This is a genomic window from Streptomyces torulosus (assembly GCF_001419765.1).
Lineage (GTDB): Bacteria > Actinomycetota > Actinomycetes > Streptomycetales > Streptomycetaceae > Streptomyces > Streptomyces torulosus.
The window spans coordinates 1-14,196 of record NZ_LIRK01000289.1 but is presented as its reverse complement, the minus strand read 5'-3'; the positions used below and the strand labels follow the sequence as shown (position 1 = coordinate 14,196).

15 protein-coding genes and 1 riboswitch are annotated in these 14,196 nt (G+C 69.8%); of the genes, 9 read left to right on the top strand and 6 right to left on the bottom strand.

Annotated features, from left to right (window positions below):
- Positions 1-80 precede the first annotated feature (80 nt).
- Together AOK23_RS20650 and AOK23_RS20645 are read right to left on the bottom strand one after the other, a co-directional pair.
- Positions 81-1,493, bottom strand: coding sequence for an alpha,alpha-trehalose-phosphate synthase (UDP-forming) (locus AOK23_RS20650; protein WP_055714170.1), 1,413 nt, complete (start codon positions 1,491-1,493; stop codon positions 81-83).
- A gap of 255 nt (positions 1,494-1,748) precedes the next feature.
- Positions 1,749-2,693, bottom strand: coding sequence for a glucosyl-3-phosphoglycerate synthase (locus tag AOK23_RS20645; RefSeq protein WP_055714169.1), 945 nt, complete (start codon positions 2,691-2,693; stop codon positions 1,749-1,751).
- 131 nt (positions 2,694-2,824) lie between these two features.
- A riboswitch (SAM riboswitch) is annotated at positions 2,825-2,968 on the top strand.
- A gap of 18 nt (positions 2,969-2,986) precedes the next feature.
- On the opposite strand from AOK23_RS20645, the gene thrC reads away from it, so the two are divergent.
- The 6 genes from thrC to AOK23_RS20615 all read left to right on the top strand — a co-directional run bounded on the left by thrC (position 2,987) and on the right by AOK23_RS20615 (position 9,527).
- Positions 2,987-4,288, top strand: coding sequence for a threonine synthase (thrC, locus tag AOK23_RS20640; RefSeq protein WP_055714168.1), 1,302 nt, complete (start codon positions 2,987-2,989; stop codon positions 4,286-4,288).
- 55 nt (positions 4,289-4,343) lie between these two features.
- On the top strand, positions 4,344-4,619 hold the full coding sequence (locus AOK23_RS20635; protein WP_055518759.1) for a MoaD/ThiS family protein: 276 nt from the start codon (positions 4,344-4,346) through the stop codon (positions 4,617-4,619).
- Between the two features lie 463 nt (positions 4,620-5,082).
- Positions 5,083-5,286, top strand: coding sequence for a cold-shock protein (locus AOK23_RS20630; RefSeq protein WP_009339379.1), 204 nt, complete (start codon positions 5,083-5,085; stop codon positions 5,284-5,286).
- 373 nt (positions 5,287-5,659) lie between these two features.
- Positions 5,660-7,282, top strand: coding sequence for a chaperonin GroEL (gene groL / locus AOK23_RS20625; protein ID WP_055518761.1), 1,623 nt, complete (start codon positions 5,660-5,662; stop codon positions 7,280-7,282).
- Between the two features lie 245 nt (positions 7,283-7,527).
- The gene (locus tag AOK23_RS20620; protein WP_055714167.1) at positions 7,528-8,652 is read left to right on the top strand and encodes an NADH:flavin oxidoreductase; all 1,125 of its coding nucleotides are present in this window, start codon (positions 7,528-7,530) and stop codon (positions 8,650-8,652) included.
- Between the two features lie 203 nt (positions 8,653-8,855).
- Positions 8,856-9,527: a superoxide dismutase family protein gene (locus AOK23_RS20615; RefSeq protein ID WP_055714166.1), complete on the top strand. Its 672-nt coding sequence runs from the start codon at positions 8,856-8,858 to the stop codon at positions 9,525-9,527.
- A 21-nt stretch (positions 9,528-9,548) separates the two neighbouring features.
- Here AOK23_RS20615 and AOK23_RS20610 read toward each other — a convergent pair whose 3' ends face one another.
- Together AOK23_RS20610 and AOK23_RS20605 are read right to left on the bottom strand one after the other, a co-directional pair.
- Positions 9,549-10,229, bottom strand: coding sequence for a Uma2 family endonuclease (locus AOK23_RS20610; protein WP_169800315.1), 681 nt, complete (start codon positions 10,227-10,229; stop codon positions 9,549-9,551).
- Positions 10,230-10,288: 59 nt separating this feature from the next.
- Entirely contained in the window at positions 10,289-11,215 is a 927-nt protein-coding gene (locus AOK23_RS20605; RefSeq protein ID WP_420823725.1) for a hypothetical protein, read from the bottom strand.
- Positions 11,216-11,656: 441 nt separating this feature from the next.
- On the opposite strand from AOK23_RS20605, the gene AOK23_RS20600 reads away from it, so the two are divergent.
- Positions 11,657-12,511 (top strand): LLM class flavin-dependent oxidoreductase, encoded by an 855-nt coding sequence (locus AOK23_RS20600; protein ID WP_055714171.1) that lies wholly within the window; start codon positions 11,657-11,659, stop codon positions 12,509-12,511.
- On the opposite strand, the gene AOK23_RS20595 is transcribed toward AOK23_RS20600, so the two are convergent.
- Positions 12,508-12,720 (bottom strand): DUF397 domain-containing protein, encoded by a 213-nt coding sequence (locus tag AOK23_RS20595; protein WP_055714164.1) that lies wholly within the window; start codon positions 12,718-12,720, stop codon positions 12,508-12,510. The two genes, AOK23_RS20600 and AOK23_RS20595, sit on opposite strands and share 4 nt — an antisense overlap.
- On the bottom strand, positions 12,704-13,543 hold the full coding sequence (locus AOK23_RS20590; RefSeq protein WP_055714163.1) for a helix-turn-helix domain-containing protein: 840 nt from the start codon (positions 13,541-13,543) through the stop codon (positions 12,704-12,706). Before AOK23_RS20590 ends, AOK23_RS20595 begins: the two co-directional genes overlap by 17 nt.
- 114 nt (positions 13,544-13,657) lie before the next feature.
- Between AOK23_RS20590 and AOK23_RS20585 the strand changes: the two genes are divergently transcribed.
- Both AOK23_RS20585 and AOK23_RS20580 read left to right on the top strand, forming a co-directional pair.
- A complete protein-coding gene (locus tag AOK23_RS20585; RefSeq protein ID WP_055522105.1) occupies positions 13,658-13,906 on the top strand; it encodes a hypothetical protein in 249 nt (82 codons plus the stop codon).
- Positions 13,903-14,112 carry a hypothetical protein gene (locus AOK23_RS20580; protein WP_055714161.1) on the top strand — a complete coding sequence of 70 codons (210 nt, stop codon included), beginning with the start codon at positions 13,903-13,905 and terminating at the stop codon, positions 14,110-14,112. The genes AOK23_RS20585 and AOK23_RS20580 overlap by 4 nt, the downstream gene beginning before the upstream one ends.
- Positions 14,113-14,196: the final 84 nt, after the last annotated feature.

Below are 14,196 nucleotides of genomic sequence, written 5' to 3'. Positions count from 1 at the left end.
CGTCCCTCCAGGGGCGCGGGGAACTGCTGCGCGAGAAACCACGAACCACCCGCAGCCGCCCACGCACCCCAGGCCCCGAGCTATGTCGCCCTCAGCTCCCCCAACTGATCCAAGAACCACCGGGCCGGTGGCAGAGCCGTCGCCGCCGCCGTGAGGCGCTTCGTGCGTTCCGCTCGTTCCTCCGCGCCCATCGACAGCGCCTCGTGCAGCGCCCCGGCCGTCCCCCCGATGTCGTACGGGTTGACCACCACCGCGTCCTCGCCCAGTTCCTCGAACGCCCCCGCCTCCCGCGACAGCACCAGCACGCAGCCCCTGTCGGAGACGAGCGGTACTTCCTTGGCGACCAGGTTCATGCCGTCGCGGATGGGGTTCACGAGGGCGACGTCGCCAAGGCGGTACGCCGCCAGGGAGCGGGCGAAGTCGTCCTTGACGTGGAGGACGACCGGGGTCCAGCCCGGCGTCCCGTACCGCTCGTTGATCTCGGCCGCCACCCGCTGGACCTCGGCGGTGTACTCCCGGTACACGGCGAGGTCCTGCCGCGACGGGTACGCGAAGGCCACGTGCACGACGCGCTCGCGCCACTCCGGGCGGTCGTCGAGGAGCTGCCGGTACGCCAGCAGGCCCCGCACGATGTTCTTGGACAGTTCCGTGCGGTCGACGCGGACGATCGTGCGGCGCGGCGTGCCGTCGGGGGCCGTCCCGATCTGCTCCCGCAGCGCGACGATCCGCTCGTCGACGTCCGCCTCGTGCGCGCGGGCCCGCAGGAAGTCCGCGTCGGCGCCGAGCCCGTGCACACCGATCCGGGTGCCGGAGGTGGCGTCGGGGCCCAGGACGGCGTGGCAGCACGCGGTGAACGCGTCCGCCCACCGCCGGGTGAGGAACGCGGCCCGGTCGGCGCCGAGGATGCCCTTCAGCACCTCCGCGGCGATGTCGTCGGGCAGCAGCCGGAAGTAGTCCACGGGCGCCCACGGGGTGTGCGAGAAGTGACCGATCCTGAGGTCGGGGCGCAGCTCGCGCAGCATCCTCGGCACGAGCGTCAGGTGGTAGTCCTGCACGAGCACGGCCGCGCCGTCCGCCGCCTCCTGTGCCAGCGCCTCCGCGAAGGACCGGTTGTACGTCTCGTACGCGGCCCACTGGGCCCGGAACTCCGCGTCGAAGACGGGCTCCAGAGGGGTCTGGTAGAGCATGTGGTGCACGAACCACAGCGTGGAGTTGGCGACGCCGTTGTACGCGGCGTGGTGGACGTCGGCGGGGATGTCCAGCATGCGTACGCCGGGCTCGCCGACGCCGCGGCGTACGGCCTCGCGGTCGCCGTCGCCGAGTGCGGAGCACACCCAGAGGGCGCCGGCGTCGGGGCCGATCGCCGACAGGCCGGACACGAGTCCGCCGCCGCCGCGCTTCGCGGTGAGACCGCCGGAGTCGTCCTGGGTGTACGAGACGGGGCCGCGGTTGGAGGCGACCAGCACCTGGGCTGCAGCGTGCGTTGATGCCATACGGCTCAACCTAGCCCGTGGTCGAACCGCTCAAACGTGCGGTTCGGCCGTATACAGGAGCGCCTAGGGGGGTGGGGGTGACTTGTGCGTCGGCGTGTGCGGGTAGTTCGTGGTTTCTCGCGCAGTTCCCCGCGCCCCTGAAGGGATCGGGCCTGCGGCCCGCCCCTTCATCCTCGGCTCCGCCGCGTGGGCGCGACCAGCCCCACCTACCCGCACCGGCCAACGAGACCGCACTCGGCACTCCTCAGGCGCCCCCTACGCTGCCTTCCGTTCCACATACTCCGCGATCTCCGCCATCGGCGGTCGTTCCTCCACGTCCACCGAGTACGTCCGCGGCTCGAAACCCTCCGCGCCGCGTTCGAACTGGGTCAGGACGGGACGGATCAGGTGGCCGCGGGCCAGGCGGAGCTGGGCCGTGCGGTAGATCGCCGCGGACATACGGCCCAGGGCCTGCCCGTCCTGGTGGCGGTGTTTGCGGACGCCCACATCGACCTGGGCCAGCGCGTCGAGTCCGACGAGGTGGAGCGCGTCGACGAGCATGCCCAGTTCGATGCCGTAGCCGACGGGGAACGGGAGGCGTTCCAGGAGGGAGCGGCGGGCCGCGTACTCGCCGCCCAGCGGCTGGACGAAGCCCGCCAGCTGGGGCCAGTGCATGTTGAGCAGGGGGCGGGCCATGAGTTCGGTCACCCGGCCGCCCTGGCCGGCGGCCGCGCCGAGCGGGCGGTCGTACATCGCCTTGACCAGGTCGACGCCGGGGTCGGTGAGCAGCGGGCCGACGATCCCGGAGACGAAGTCGGAGGAGAACTCCTTGAGGTCCGCGTCGATGAAGCAGACGATGTCGCCGGTCGTGACCAGCAGCGACCGCCACAGGACCTCGCCCTTGCCGGGCACGGCGGGCAGGCGCGGCAGGATGTCGTCGCGGTGGACGACCCGCGCCCCGGCCGCCGCCGCGACCTCGGAGGTGCGGTCGGTCGATCCGGAGTCCACGACGACGACCTCGTCGACGAGCGGGACCTGTTCCACGAGGTCATGGCGGATGACGGCGACGATGTCGCCGACCGTCTCCTCCTCGTTCAGCGCGGGCAGGACGACACTGACGGTCTGGCCCGAGGCCCGTTTCGCGGCAAGGATCCTATGGAGCGGGCGATCGGTCACGGACCAGGAGCGGGTGCTCAGCCAGCGCTCGACTTCCTTCAGCACAGTGCGCGGCTCCTCTGCGTTCATCTCGCGGTTCGGACGGCTCTCTCAACTGTCCTGGCCTTCGGTTACAGTCTTGAACAACGCTGATGACCATCGCATGTCGGTGCTCGTGTGCGTATACAACCAAATACCGCTCATCCAGAGGGGCAGAGGGATACGGCCCGATGAAGCCCCGGCAACCCTCCAGCTGTCTTGTCACGTCGCCGTGGCGAGGTCCGGCTAGGGAAGGTGCCAAATCCGTCTCACGACGAGATGCGTCGTGAGGAAGATGAGGAGAAAGGGCCTCGCCTCACATGGCTGCGCAGACTGTTGCAACCGAATCCACCACCACCGACGGTGCCGCCCAGAGCGTCGACCTCGGCCCCGCCGCCGCCCTGAGCTGTCGCGAGTGCGGTCACCGCGTCCCCCTCGGACCGGTCTTCGCCTGCGAGGAGTGTTTCGGCCCGCTGGAGATCGCGTACGACTACTCCGCCTACGACACGGAGGAGCTGCGCAAGCGGATCGAGGCCGGCCCCGCGAACATCTGGCGGTACGCGCCCCTGCTGCCCGTCCCCGCCGACGTGGCGACCAAGCCGAACCTGAACCCCGGCTGGACCCACCTCGTCAAGGCCGACAACCTCGCCCGTGAGCTGGGTGTCACCGGCGGCCTCTACATCAAGGACGACTCCGGCAACCCGACGCACTCCTTCAAGGACCGCGTCGTCGCCCAGGCCCTGGAGGCCGCGCGCGCCTTCGGCTTCACCACCCTGTCCTGCTCCTCCACCGGCAACCTCGCCGGCGCCGTCGGTGCCGCCGCCGCCCGCGCCGGCTTCCGCTCCTGCGTGTTCATCCCGCACGACCTGGAGCAGGGCAAGGTCGTCATGGCCGCTGTCTACGGCGGTGAGCTGGTCGGCATCGAGGGCAACTACGACGACGTGAACCGCTTCTGCTCCGAGCTGATCGGCGACCCGGCCGGCGAGGGCTGGGGCTTCGTGAACGTCAACCTGCGGCCGTACTACGCCGAGGGCTCCAAGACCCTCGCGTACGAGATCTGCGAGCAGCTCGGCTGGCGGCTGCCGGACCAGCTGGTCGTGCCGATCGCCTCCGGCTCGCAGCTCACGAAGATCGACAAGGGGCTCCAGGAGCTGATCAAGCTCGGGCTCGTCGAGGACAAGCCGTACAAGATCTTCGGCGCGCAGGCCGAGGGCTGCTCGCCGGTGTCCGTCGCGTACAAGGCGGGCCACGACGTCGTCCGGCCGCAGAAGCCCGACACGATCGCCAAGTCGCTGGCCATCGGCAACCCGGCGGACGGGCCGTACGTCCTCGACATCGCCCGGCGCACCGGCGGGGCCGTGGAGGACGTGACCGACGAGCAGATCGTCGACGCGATCAAGCTGCTCGCCCGGACCGAGGGGATCTTCGCGGAGACCGCCGGCGGGGTGACCGTCGGGGTCACCCGGAAGTTGATCGAGAACGGGCTGCTGGACCCGGCGCTGACGACCGTCGTGCTGAACACGGGTGACGGTCTCAAGACGCTGGACGCGGTCGCCGGGACGGGGCTCACCGCGACCATCCGTCCCAACCTCGACTCGTTCCGCGACGCCGGGCTCGCGTAACCACCCAGCCCCGCGCCCTCTCAGCTCTGCCGCACACACCCGGAGGTCACCAGTCATGAGCGTCAGCGTTCGCATCCCCACCATCCTTCGCACCTACACCGGCGGTCAGGCCGAGGTCCAGGCCGAAGGTGCCACCCTCGCCGAGGTCATCGCGGACCTGGAGAAGAACCACACCGGGATCGCCGCGCGCGTCCTCGACGACCAGGGGAAGCTGCGGCGGTTCGTGAACGTCTACGTGAACGACGACGACGTGCGGTTCGAGCAGGGGCTGGAGACGGCCACGCCGGACGGTGCGGGCGTGTCGATCATCCCGGCCGTCGCCGGCGGCTGATCACCGTTCCGTACCCGTCGGTAGTAACCGTCGGTAACCTTGATTACGGATTGTTCATCGAATTGCCCCCTCCGTGAGAGAAGCGGAGGGGGCAATTCTCTATGGTTGAGCACGGTACAGTTGGGGAACCCGGCCCGCTTGCCGTTGTGATTTCATGCCGGGCGCATATCCAATCGCGCCGCACGCCCTATATGAAGTAGCCAAAGTCTGTAGGGCATTTGCGTGTTTCGCGCCTTTTGTGGGGCCCGACTTGCCCTGAATTCAGGGGAATTGTTCGTACATTCCCGACCGGGCCTGTCCAGATTTTCTCGTCCGATTGCCCTGTTGCAGACGGCAGTTGGGCAGATACATTCAGCCGCGGTCGACGCGTTCCGGCGCACACCCCCAACCGTTGGGGGGTGAGGTCTGACCCGGGTCCGCGAAGTGTGGATCTGTGCAAGGGCCAGTAATAGGGGAGTTAGGCATGGCTCAGGGCACCGTCAAGTGGTTCAACGCGGAGAAGGGGTACGGCTTCATCGCGGTCGACGGTGGTGCGGATGTATTCGTCCACTACAGCGCGATCCAGATGGACGGTTACCGCACCCTGGAAGAGGGCCAGCGGGTCGAGTTCGAGATCTCGCAGGGTCAGAAGGGTCCGCAGGCGGACATGGTCCGTCTCGCAGGCTGAAGCAACGCGCCGGTTAGCAGCGACGTTCTTCGTTCTTCTCGGAGGGTCCGCACCCCGTACTCGGGGTGCGGACCCTTCCGCGTGTCCGGGCCGCGTGCTCCGGGCCGCCGTCCGACTCGTCCGTTCGGGAGGGCGCCGACCGGGCGCGTAGGGGCGCGTTCACCTGCGGATCATCCGGAGGCGCTTGCACTCGACCATGCCGAGTGCTAATCATTGGCGTTAGCACTCTGAAGGTGAGAGTGACAACGAAGGACCGGGTCGGTGAGGCCCGCAGGCCAGGTGGGGCAAGGAACCACGAGGCAGGCGAGCCGTCCGTCGCGGGCGCGGGCGCGGTCCGAAGGAATCACCCCCAGTCCTGGAGGGACCACTTCACATGGCCAAGATCATCGCGTTCGACGAGGAGGCGCGGCGCGGCCTCGAGCGCGGCATGAACCAGCTCGCGGACGCCGTCAAGGTGACGCTCGGCCCCAAGGGTCGCAACGTCGTCCTCGAGAAGAAGTGGGGCGCCCCCACGATCACCAACGATGGTGTGTCCATCGCCAAGGAGATCGAGCTCGAGGACCCGTACGAGAAGATCGGCGCCGAGCTGGTCAAGGAAGTCGCCAAGAAGACGGACGACGTCGCCGGTGACGGTACGACCACCGCGACCGTCCTCGCCCAGGCGCTCGTACGCGAGGGCCTGCGCAACGTCGCCGCCGGTGCCAACCCGATGGCCCTGAAGCGCGGTATCGAGAAGGCCGTCGAGGCCGTCTCCGGTGCGCTGCTCGACCAGGCCAAGGAGGTCGAGACCAAGGAGCAGATCGCCTCCACGGCCTCCATCTCCGCCGCCGACACCCAGATCGGCGAGCTGATCGCCGAGGCCATGGACAAGGTCGGCAAGGAAGGCGTCATCACCGTCGAGGAGTCGCAGACCTTCGGTCTGGAGCTCGAGCTCACCGAGGGCATGCGCTTCGACAAGGGCTACATCTCGGCGTACTTCGCCACCGACATGGAGCGCATGGAGGCGGTGCTCGAGGACCCCTACATCCTCATCGCCAACTCCAAGGTCTCCAACGTCAAGGACCTGCTCCCGCTCCTGGAGAAGGTCATGCAGTCGGGCAAGCCGCTGCTGATCATCGCCGAGGACGTCGAGGGCGAGGCCCTGTCGACCCTGGTCGTCAACAAGATCCGCGGCACCTTCAAGTCCGTCGCCGTCAAGGCCCCGGGCTTCGGTGACCGCCGCAAGGCCATGCTCGGCGACATCGCCATCCTCACGGGCGGCGAGGTCATCTCCGAGGAGGTCGGCCTCAAGCTGGAGAACGCGACCCTGGACCTCCTGGGCCGCGCCCGCAAGGTCGTCATCACCAAGGACGAGACCACGATCGTCGACGGCTCCGGCTCCGCCGACCAGGTCGCCGGCCGCGTGAACCAGATCCGCGCCGAGATCGAGAACAGCGACTCCGACTACGACCGCGAGAAGCTCCAGGAGCGCCTGGCGAAGCTCGCGGGCGGCGTGGCCGTCATCAAGGCCGGTGCCGCGACCGAGGTCGAGCTCAAGGAGCGCAAGCACCGCATCGAGGACGCCGTCCGCAACGCGAAGGCGGCCGTCGAGGAGGGCATCGTCGCCGGTGGTGGCGTGGCCCTGCTCCAGGCCTCCACGGTCTTCGAGAAGCTGGACCTGGAGGGTGACGAGGCGACCGGCGCCAACGCCGTGAAGCTCGCCCTGGAGGCCCCGCTCAAGCAGATCGCCGTCAACGGTGGTCTCGAGGGTGGCGTCATCGTCGAGAAGGTGCGCAACCTGCCCGTCGGCCACGGCCTGAACGCCGCGACCGGTGAGTACGTCGACATGATCGCCGAAGGCATCATCGACCCGGCGAAGGTGACCCGCTCCGCCCTGCAGAACGCCGCGTCCATCGCCGCGCTGTTCCTCACCACCGAGGCCGTCATCGCCGACAAGCCGGAGAAGGCCGCCGCGCCCGCCGGTGGCGGTATGCCGGGCGGTGACATGGACTTCTGAGCCTCCTCGTAGAGAGAAGGTTCGGACCCGGTCCGTCAGTACCGAGGGCGGCACTCCCTGTTCCGACAGGGGGTGCCGCCCTCGGGCGTGTCCGGGGTCACACAAGCCGCCGGCCCTCGGCGGAATGCCGTGGCGGGCGGGGAGGTTGACGAGTAGAGCGATCCATGCACGTGCATATAGCGCGGGCGGGGCGCCGCAGTGACCGACCGCCCGATGTGCCACCGACCTCTCCGAGGAGTCCCCACGTGACCACCGCGTCCACCTCCCGTGCCGCCGACGTTCTCTCCCGGCCCGCTGTCATCAATGGGCTGACCGTGCCGAATCGGATCGTCATGGCCCCGATGACCAGGAACTTCTCACCGAACGGGGTGCCGGGGCCGGATGTGGCCTCGTACTACGGGAGGCGGGCGGCCGCAGGCGTGGGCCTGATCGTGACTGAGGGTACGTATGTGGGGCACGAGTCGGCGGGGGAGAGCGACGGGGTGCCCCGGTTCCACGGGGAGGAGCAGCTCGCGGGGTGGGCGAAGGTCATCGAGGCGGTGCATGCCGGGGGCGGGACGATCGTGCCGCAGCTCTGGCACATCGGGACCGTCCGGGAGCAGGGGAAGCCCCCGTTCCCCGAGGCGCCGGTGCTCGGTCCGTCCGGGTTGCGCGGTGACGGCAGTGTCGCCGGGGGCGGGCGGGCCATGAAGCAGACCGACATCGACGAGGTCGTGGCGGCGTTCGCCAAGGCTGCCGCCGACGCCGAGCGCATCGGCATGGACGGCGTCGAACTCCACGGCGCCCACGGCTATCTGATCGACCAGTTCCTGTGGGAGCGCACCAACCGCCGCACCGACGCCTACGGCGGTGACGTCGTCGCCCGTACGAAGTTCGCGGCGGAGGTCGTGGCCGCCGTGCGCGCGGCGGTGTCGCCGACGTTCCCGGTCATCTTCCGGTTCTCGCAGTGGAAGCTCGGCGCCTACGACGCGCGGCTCGTCGACAGCCCCGAGGAGCTCGAGGCGCTGCTGACCCCGCTCGCGGCAGCCGGCGTCGACGCTTTCCACGCCTCGACCCGCCGCTACTGGCAGCCCGAGTTCGAGGGCTCCGCCCTCAACCTCGCCGCCTGGACCAGGAAGCTCACCGGCAAGCCAGTCATCACCGTCGGCTCCGTCGGCCTCCACGGCGATGTCACCACGGCCTACCAGGGCGAGAGCTCCGACGTCCGAGGCATCGAGGACCTGCTCGACGGTCTGGAGGACGAGCAGTTCGACCTCGTCGCCGTGGGCCGTGCGCTGCTCCAGGACCCGGAGTGGGCGGCGAAGGTGCTCGACGGCCGCTTCGACGAGCTGAAGGCGTTCGAGCCTGCGTCCATGGCGTCGCTGAGCTGAGCATGTCGCTGGGCCCGGACTTTTCGCCAAGTCTCCCCAGTACCCGGCGGTAGTGATCCAATTCCGCCGAATGTGCCGCTGTAGTGTCGTGAGCGCAGCGTCGCCCGGGCACCTCAACTGCCAGCTGATGAGCGGCAGTTGAGGTGCCTTCTTCTTGCGCGACCGCTCCCCTTCACCCCCCACGAACGGGACGAGACAAGCTCATGGCACGACACAAGCTCACCCTCAAGCACAAGCGGCTCATCGCGGCCGTCGCCGCCGTCGGCGCGGTCGCCGGCGGTCTCGGCATCGCGGCAGGCGCGAACGCCAGCGAGACCACGTCCGCGACCCGCCCCGAGCCTTCGCCCGAGGCGGCGGCCGACACGCCGTCGAAGAAGCGGCCCGTGGTCAAGGTCGTCGTGAAGTCGGTCCTCGCTCCGGCGGCCACCGCGGACGTGGCACCGGCGGTCACCTACGACACCGCGCTCGCGCCGCTCGGCGCCCGCGTGCAGGTCAAGGAGGAACTGCGGCGCGACGGCGGCACACGGATCGAGCTGCGGCTGCGGGACCTGGTCGCGAACCGTACGTACGGCGCCCACGTCCACACCAAGCCGTGCGGCAAGCTGCCCGCCGATGCCGGGCCGCACTACCAGGACCAGGCCGACCCGGTGCAGCCGTCCGTCGACCCGAAGTTCGCCAACCCCGACAACGAGGTGTGGCTGGACGTGAACACCGACAAGGACGGTTCGGCGCGTGCGATCGCCACGGTCGACTGGCGGTTCCGGGAGGGCGGGGCGCGTTCGGTGGTCCTGCACGAGAAGAGCACGTCCACGCACGCCGGGCACGCGGGGACGGCGGGGCTGCGGCTGGCCTGCGTGAACGTGCCGTTCAAGTAGGAGGCTGAGCGGCCGGGCCGGTCAGTCCGCGTAGTCCTTGAGCTTCTCGGTGTCCAGTGTGATGCCCACGGGAGCGGGGATCTCCACGGTCGCGCCCCACGGGTGGGAGTCGGTCTGCTGGTACCGGCCGTCCTTCGGTTCGCTGAACACGGTGACCGTGTGGTGGTCCCGGTCGATGAGGAGATAGACGGGGATCTCGGCCGCCGCGTAACCGACGGGCTTGTCGACGCGGTCGCGGCGGTCGGTGTCACGGTCGTGGGAGGTGATCTCGACGGCCATGAGGGCGCCGTCGGGGTCGGACCAGTTTCCGTGGCCCCTGAAGTGCCCCTCTGGCGCCAGGAAGCCGTCCGTGAGGGCGCGGCCCTTGCAGTATGCCTCGGCCTTGACGCCCCGCTCAGGCATGAGGTTCAACTCGGGGCGCTGCTGCATGCACTGGCGCAGCAGCCACATGAAGATCTCGCCGTGGTTGCCGTCCGGCATGGCCTTGACTACTACCTTTCCGCTGATGTACTCGAGCCGTACGGTTTCCGGGGCCACGGCGGCCAGGTCCTCGAACTCGTCGACATCGAGCGGGCCGTGCCGGACGCACAGCCTCCCGCCGAGGAACTCCAGCCGGTTCCGCAGCTCCCTCGGGGCCCTGCGGACGAGTTCCTCGAAGTCCTCGACGGACATCTGCGGGTGCTCAGCGGTGTCAGGGGTCATGGTGTCGCCTCCTTCCTCCCATCGTGCCCCGGCAGGGTGGCGGCGGACCGTAGGAGCGGTCATACGGGTGTCCTCTCTCGTGGCTTCAGGGACATCGCCGCACGGATCTCCGCCGCGCGGGCGTGGACCGAGGCAGCCGGGAGGGGCGCCTTGTGGGGCGAGGGGGCGCGTTCGCCCCGGCAGGCGCCGCAGGTGCCGCCCGGGAGGGCCTCCGGTGCGCCCGGAGTGCCGCAGGTGGCGCACTCCAGCATGCGGAGTGGCGGGCATACGGGTTCCGGTTCCGGTTCTGGTACCGGCTCCGGTGGGAGCTTGCTGGTGAGGCGGGTGCGGAGAAGGGCTGCCGGGCTGTGGACCGGGCTGGGGAGCCCCGTGGTGAGCGCCTGGCGGATCGTCTCGTCCGTGGCGCCGCGCTCGAACCAGGGCAGGAGGAGCGGGGCCAGCGCCGCGCAGTCCGCCTGGGAGAGGGACAGGGACGGGGTCGTACGGCCGAGGGCCGCGAGAAGGATGTGGGCCCGGGACCGAGTCGGGCGGCCACGCTCGGGGTCCTCCCCTTGTGTCTCCCGCCGCGTCTCCGGTACGCCGCCCCGCGTGAAGCTCGCCCACCAGTCGTCGTCCCGCGCGGTCCGGGAGAACCACGATCGGGTGATCCACCGGGCGCTGCCCGACTCGGCGGTCAGATGTTCGCGCCCCCGGCGCAAGTGACCGGCCTGCTGAAGCCTGTTGAGGGCCGTACGCAGCGCGCACTGGCCGTACGGGAGCGTCTTGGCCAGCGTCTTCACGGAGATGTCGGCGCCGTCGGGCAGCCGGTCGATGTACGCGGCGATCGCTGCTTCGCGGGGCGCGAGGTGCGCGAAGTCATGTGCGGAGCGGCGGTGTTGGCCGGGGGCGGTGCGTTTGCCGTAGCCCGGGTTGGCCATGGGGTGGGGCGACCCGAGCGGGGACGCGTGCGCGGGCAGGGGAGCGCTACTAAGGTTGGCATCAGCCATGGGATCGAACTTTCTCTTCGATCTTGTAGGTCAGGCCCCCGCAGGTGTTGGCGCACCTGACGGGGGCTGATTCGTCTGCGCGCACGCTATCAGCACGATCACGGTGCGTGGCAACTTGAACGCGGGACGTCAACATGCCGGGTGGGAGGGCGGGTTGAGGCCCACCTCCCATTCCCTGCAAAGAGGGCTCGGAGCTGGGGGCTTGAGCCTCGGGGCGGCTCGGCGGGCTGTTAATTCGCTCGCCGGGTGGGGCGGCTCCCGCGTACGGTGGGCGCACTCTGACGAACACGCTCTCCAGAAGTACGCCGCAGAACGGGAGCAACCGCGCGAGACGGCGCGGGCCATGGAGGGGGCGGCAGTGACTTTGCCCTGCCCTCTTCTACTGCTCAGGAGTGTTCCGCCATGAGCCCCGTTCCCGTACCCGTGTCCGTCCCCGCGTCCGTGCCCGTCGGGCTCGGGCTGCCCGTCGACGACCCCGCCGGTCTGCTGACCTGGGCCCGCCTCGCCGACGACTCGCCCTTCTCGACGCTCGGACTCCTCGACCGCCTCGTCTACGACAACCCCGACCCGCTGGTCGCCCTGTCCGCCCTCGCCGGGGCGACGAGCCGGGTCCGCGTCCAGACCGAGGTGCTCCTCGCCCCGCACTACAACACCGCGATCCTCGCCAAGCAGACGGCCACGCTCGACCGGATGTCCGGCGGGCGCTTCACGCTCGGCATCGGGGTCGGCGGGCGCGAGGACGACTGCCGGGTCGCGGGCATCGACATCCGACGGCGCGGACGCCGACTCGACGAGCAGATGGAGCAGTTGAGGTGGGCGTGGGCCGGCCGACCGTACGCCGAGGGCGTCGGCGCGGTCGGGCCACTGCCCGCCACCCCCGGCGGCCCCGAAGTCCTCTTCGGCGGCTTCGCCCCCGCCGCGCTCGAACGCGTCGCCCGCTGGGGCGACGGCTTCCTCGGGGCGGCGCTGCCCCCGGCGTACATGGACCGGATGTTCCGCGACGTCGAGACGGCGTGGGAGAAGTACGGCAGGGAGGGGCGCCCGAAGCTCGTGGCCCAGGCGAGCGTCGCGCTGGGGGCGCCGTCCGTGGTGGCCGACGCCCGCGCGAACCTGCTGCGCTACTACGAGTTCACCGGGCGCGCCGAGTACATGGCGGAGGGGCTCCTCACCACACCGGACGCGATCCGGGCGGCGGTCGCCGGGTACGCCGGGATCGGGGCGGACGAGGTGATCCTCTACTGCTGGGCGGCCGACCCCGACCAGGTGACTCGCCTGGCGGAGGTCGTCTTCGCCTAGCGCCGCGGCTGCTTGACGTCTTCGACGAACATGGACCACGCCTCGGCCCGGAACACGAGCGCCGGGCCGAGGGGGGTCTTTGAGTCGCGGACGGGGACGAGGGTGGGGTGGCCGTCGGCGACTTCCAGGCAGTCGCCGCCGCTGCCGCCGCTGTGGCTGGACTTGTGCCAGACGGCTGCGTCCAGGTCGTACTCAGAGAGGTTCCTCATGCGAGTAATCCTGGGCCATGGCTTCGAGCATGACCAGGGACTTCTCAGGCGAGAGAGCTGCGGCGGTGAGGAACTCGTATGTGCGCCGCTGGTAGCGGACGGTCCCCGGGTCGTCCTCCAGCCGTCCAGAGCCGACCCCCTCGAAATAGAGCAGCGGTGGGGCGTCTGCGAAGTCCATCAACTTCATGGACCCCTCCATCGAGGCATGGGCCCCTGCGTCGAACGGCAGCACCTGCACGATGACTTGGTTCTGCTGGACCAGGGCCGCAATGTGGTTCAGGGCCTCCGCCATGACCTTGCGGCCGCCCGTTGCTCGGCGTAGTGCGGCCTCGTCAATGACGGTCCACAGCAACGGAGCTGTTGGACCGTCGAGGAGCTGGGCCCGTTCAAGGCGAGCAGCCACCAACCCCTCGATCACCTCGACCGATGCCGTGGGCCGGTACGCACGGAACACGGCTCGCGCGTATGCGGCCGTTTGTAGCAGCCCAGGGATCAGAAGCGGCGAGTACTGCCGGATCTCCGTAGCCGATGCCTCTGCCTCTACTGCCTCGGCGAAGTGTTCCGGGTACTTGGACTTGGCGGTGGCCAGGCAGTTCCGTGAGAAGAAGTCCCCCGTATCCAGCGCGAGGTCGATGAGCCGCGCGATCTCCGGCTGCATACGCCGTACCGCCGACTCCAGCTGACCCACGAACGAGCCGCTCACGAACAGTCGTTGGCCCAGGTCCTCCTGGCTGAGGCCCGCCTTCTCCCTGGCGTGGCGCAACTCCGCGCCCAGGAGCGCGCGGGGTGATGACGACGGGTCGAGGTCCTTCGGTCCGGGCATGGTCGTGCTCCCCTGTCCAGCAGTCCCCCTGTTGGGGCGTCGTATCTGGCCAGGCTAGACACCCTTCGGACACGCTGTGTGGTGAATCTGCAACCCAGCGTGGAGGAACTGGCCGTGAAGAACAGAACAGCCGCGGCGAACGGACGGCGGCGCCCGGAACGGATTCTCGCCCTGACGACCGAGGAGGCCGTCGAGCAGCTCGACCAGGCCCTGCGCGCCGTCGGGATCATCCTGCCGTCGCTGGGGATCGACCCGGTGACCGGCGCGAGCGACCAGCCGTTCCCCCTCGTGCGGCTGGGGTGCTGCAACATGACCGTCGCCGCCCGGCTCGCCGCCGTCCTGCGCAAGGCGGCGGAGACGTGACCGCCCGACGGTCGTACGCCGTGGACGTACGGGACGGGCGGCTCGGCGAGGTGATGGGGGAGGAGGGCGGTTACGTCCAGCTGAGACCCGTCGGGGGCGGCCGGGAGTGGGACTGCCCTCCCGGCTCGCTGCGGGAGGCGGCGCCGGGAGACGTGCTGCGCGCTCGGGTACGGCAGATCAACGCGCAGGGTCGGCTGCCGTGTTGAGTACTTGGTGGCAGTTGGCGTAAGGGTGCCCCGTTGCGGGTTCTTCGTGCCACGATGGGCGGTCATGGAGAGTCGGGGGATGGG

Bases quoted from the DNA above. Each gene is read 5' to 3' on its own strand.
- AOK23_RS20615 (WP_055714166.1), top strand. From the start codon at position 8,856: ATGGCACGACACAAGCTCACCCTCAAGCACAAGCGGCTCATCGCGGCC.
- AOK23_RS20605 (WP_420823725.1), bottom strand. From the start codon at position 11,215: ATGGCTGATGCCAACCTTAGTAGCGCTCCCCTGCCCGCGCACGCGTCC.
- AOK23_RS20630 (WP_009339379.1), top strand. From the start codon at position 5,083: ATGGCTCAGGGCACCGTCAAGTGGTTCAACGCGGAGAAGGGGTACGGC.
- AOK23_RS20650 (WP_055714170.1), bottom strand. From the start codon at position 1,493: ATGGCATCAACGCACGCTGCAGCCCAGGTGCTGGTCGCCTCCAACCGC.
- AOK23_RS20595 (WP_055714164.1), bottom strand. From the start codon at position 12,720: ATGAGGAACCTCTCTGAGTACGACCTGGACGCAGCCGTCTGGCACAAG.
- AOK23_RS20635 (WP_055518759.1), top strand. From the start codon at position 4,344: ATGAGCGTCAGCGTTCGCATCCCCACCATCCTTCGCACCTACACCGGC.
- AOK23_RS20610 (WP_169800315.1), bottom strand. From the start codon at position 10,229: ATGACCCCTGACACCGCTGAGCACCCGCAGATGTCCGTCGAGGACTTC.
- AOK23_RS20590 (WP_055714163.1), bottom strand. From the start codon at position 13,543: ATGCCCGGACCGAAGGACCTCGACCCGTCGTCATCACCCCGCGCGCTC.
- thrC (WP_055714168.1), top strand. From the start codon at position 2,987: ATGGCTGCGCAGACTGTTGCAACCGAATCCACCACCACCGACGGTGCC.
- groL (WP_055518761.1), top strand. From the start codon at position 5,660: ATGGCCAAGATCATCGCGTTCGACGAGGAGGCGCGGCGCGGCCTCGAG.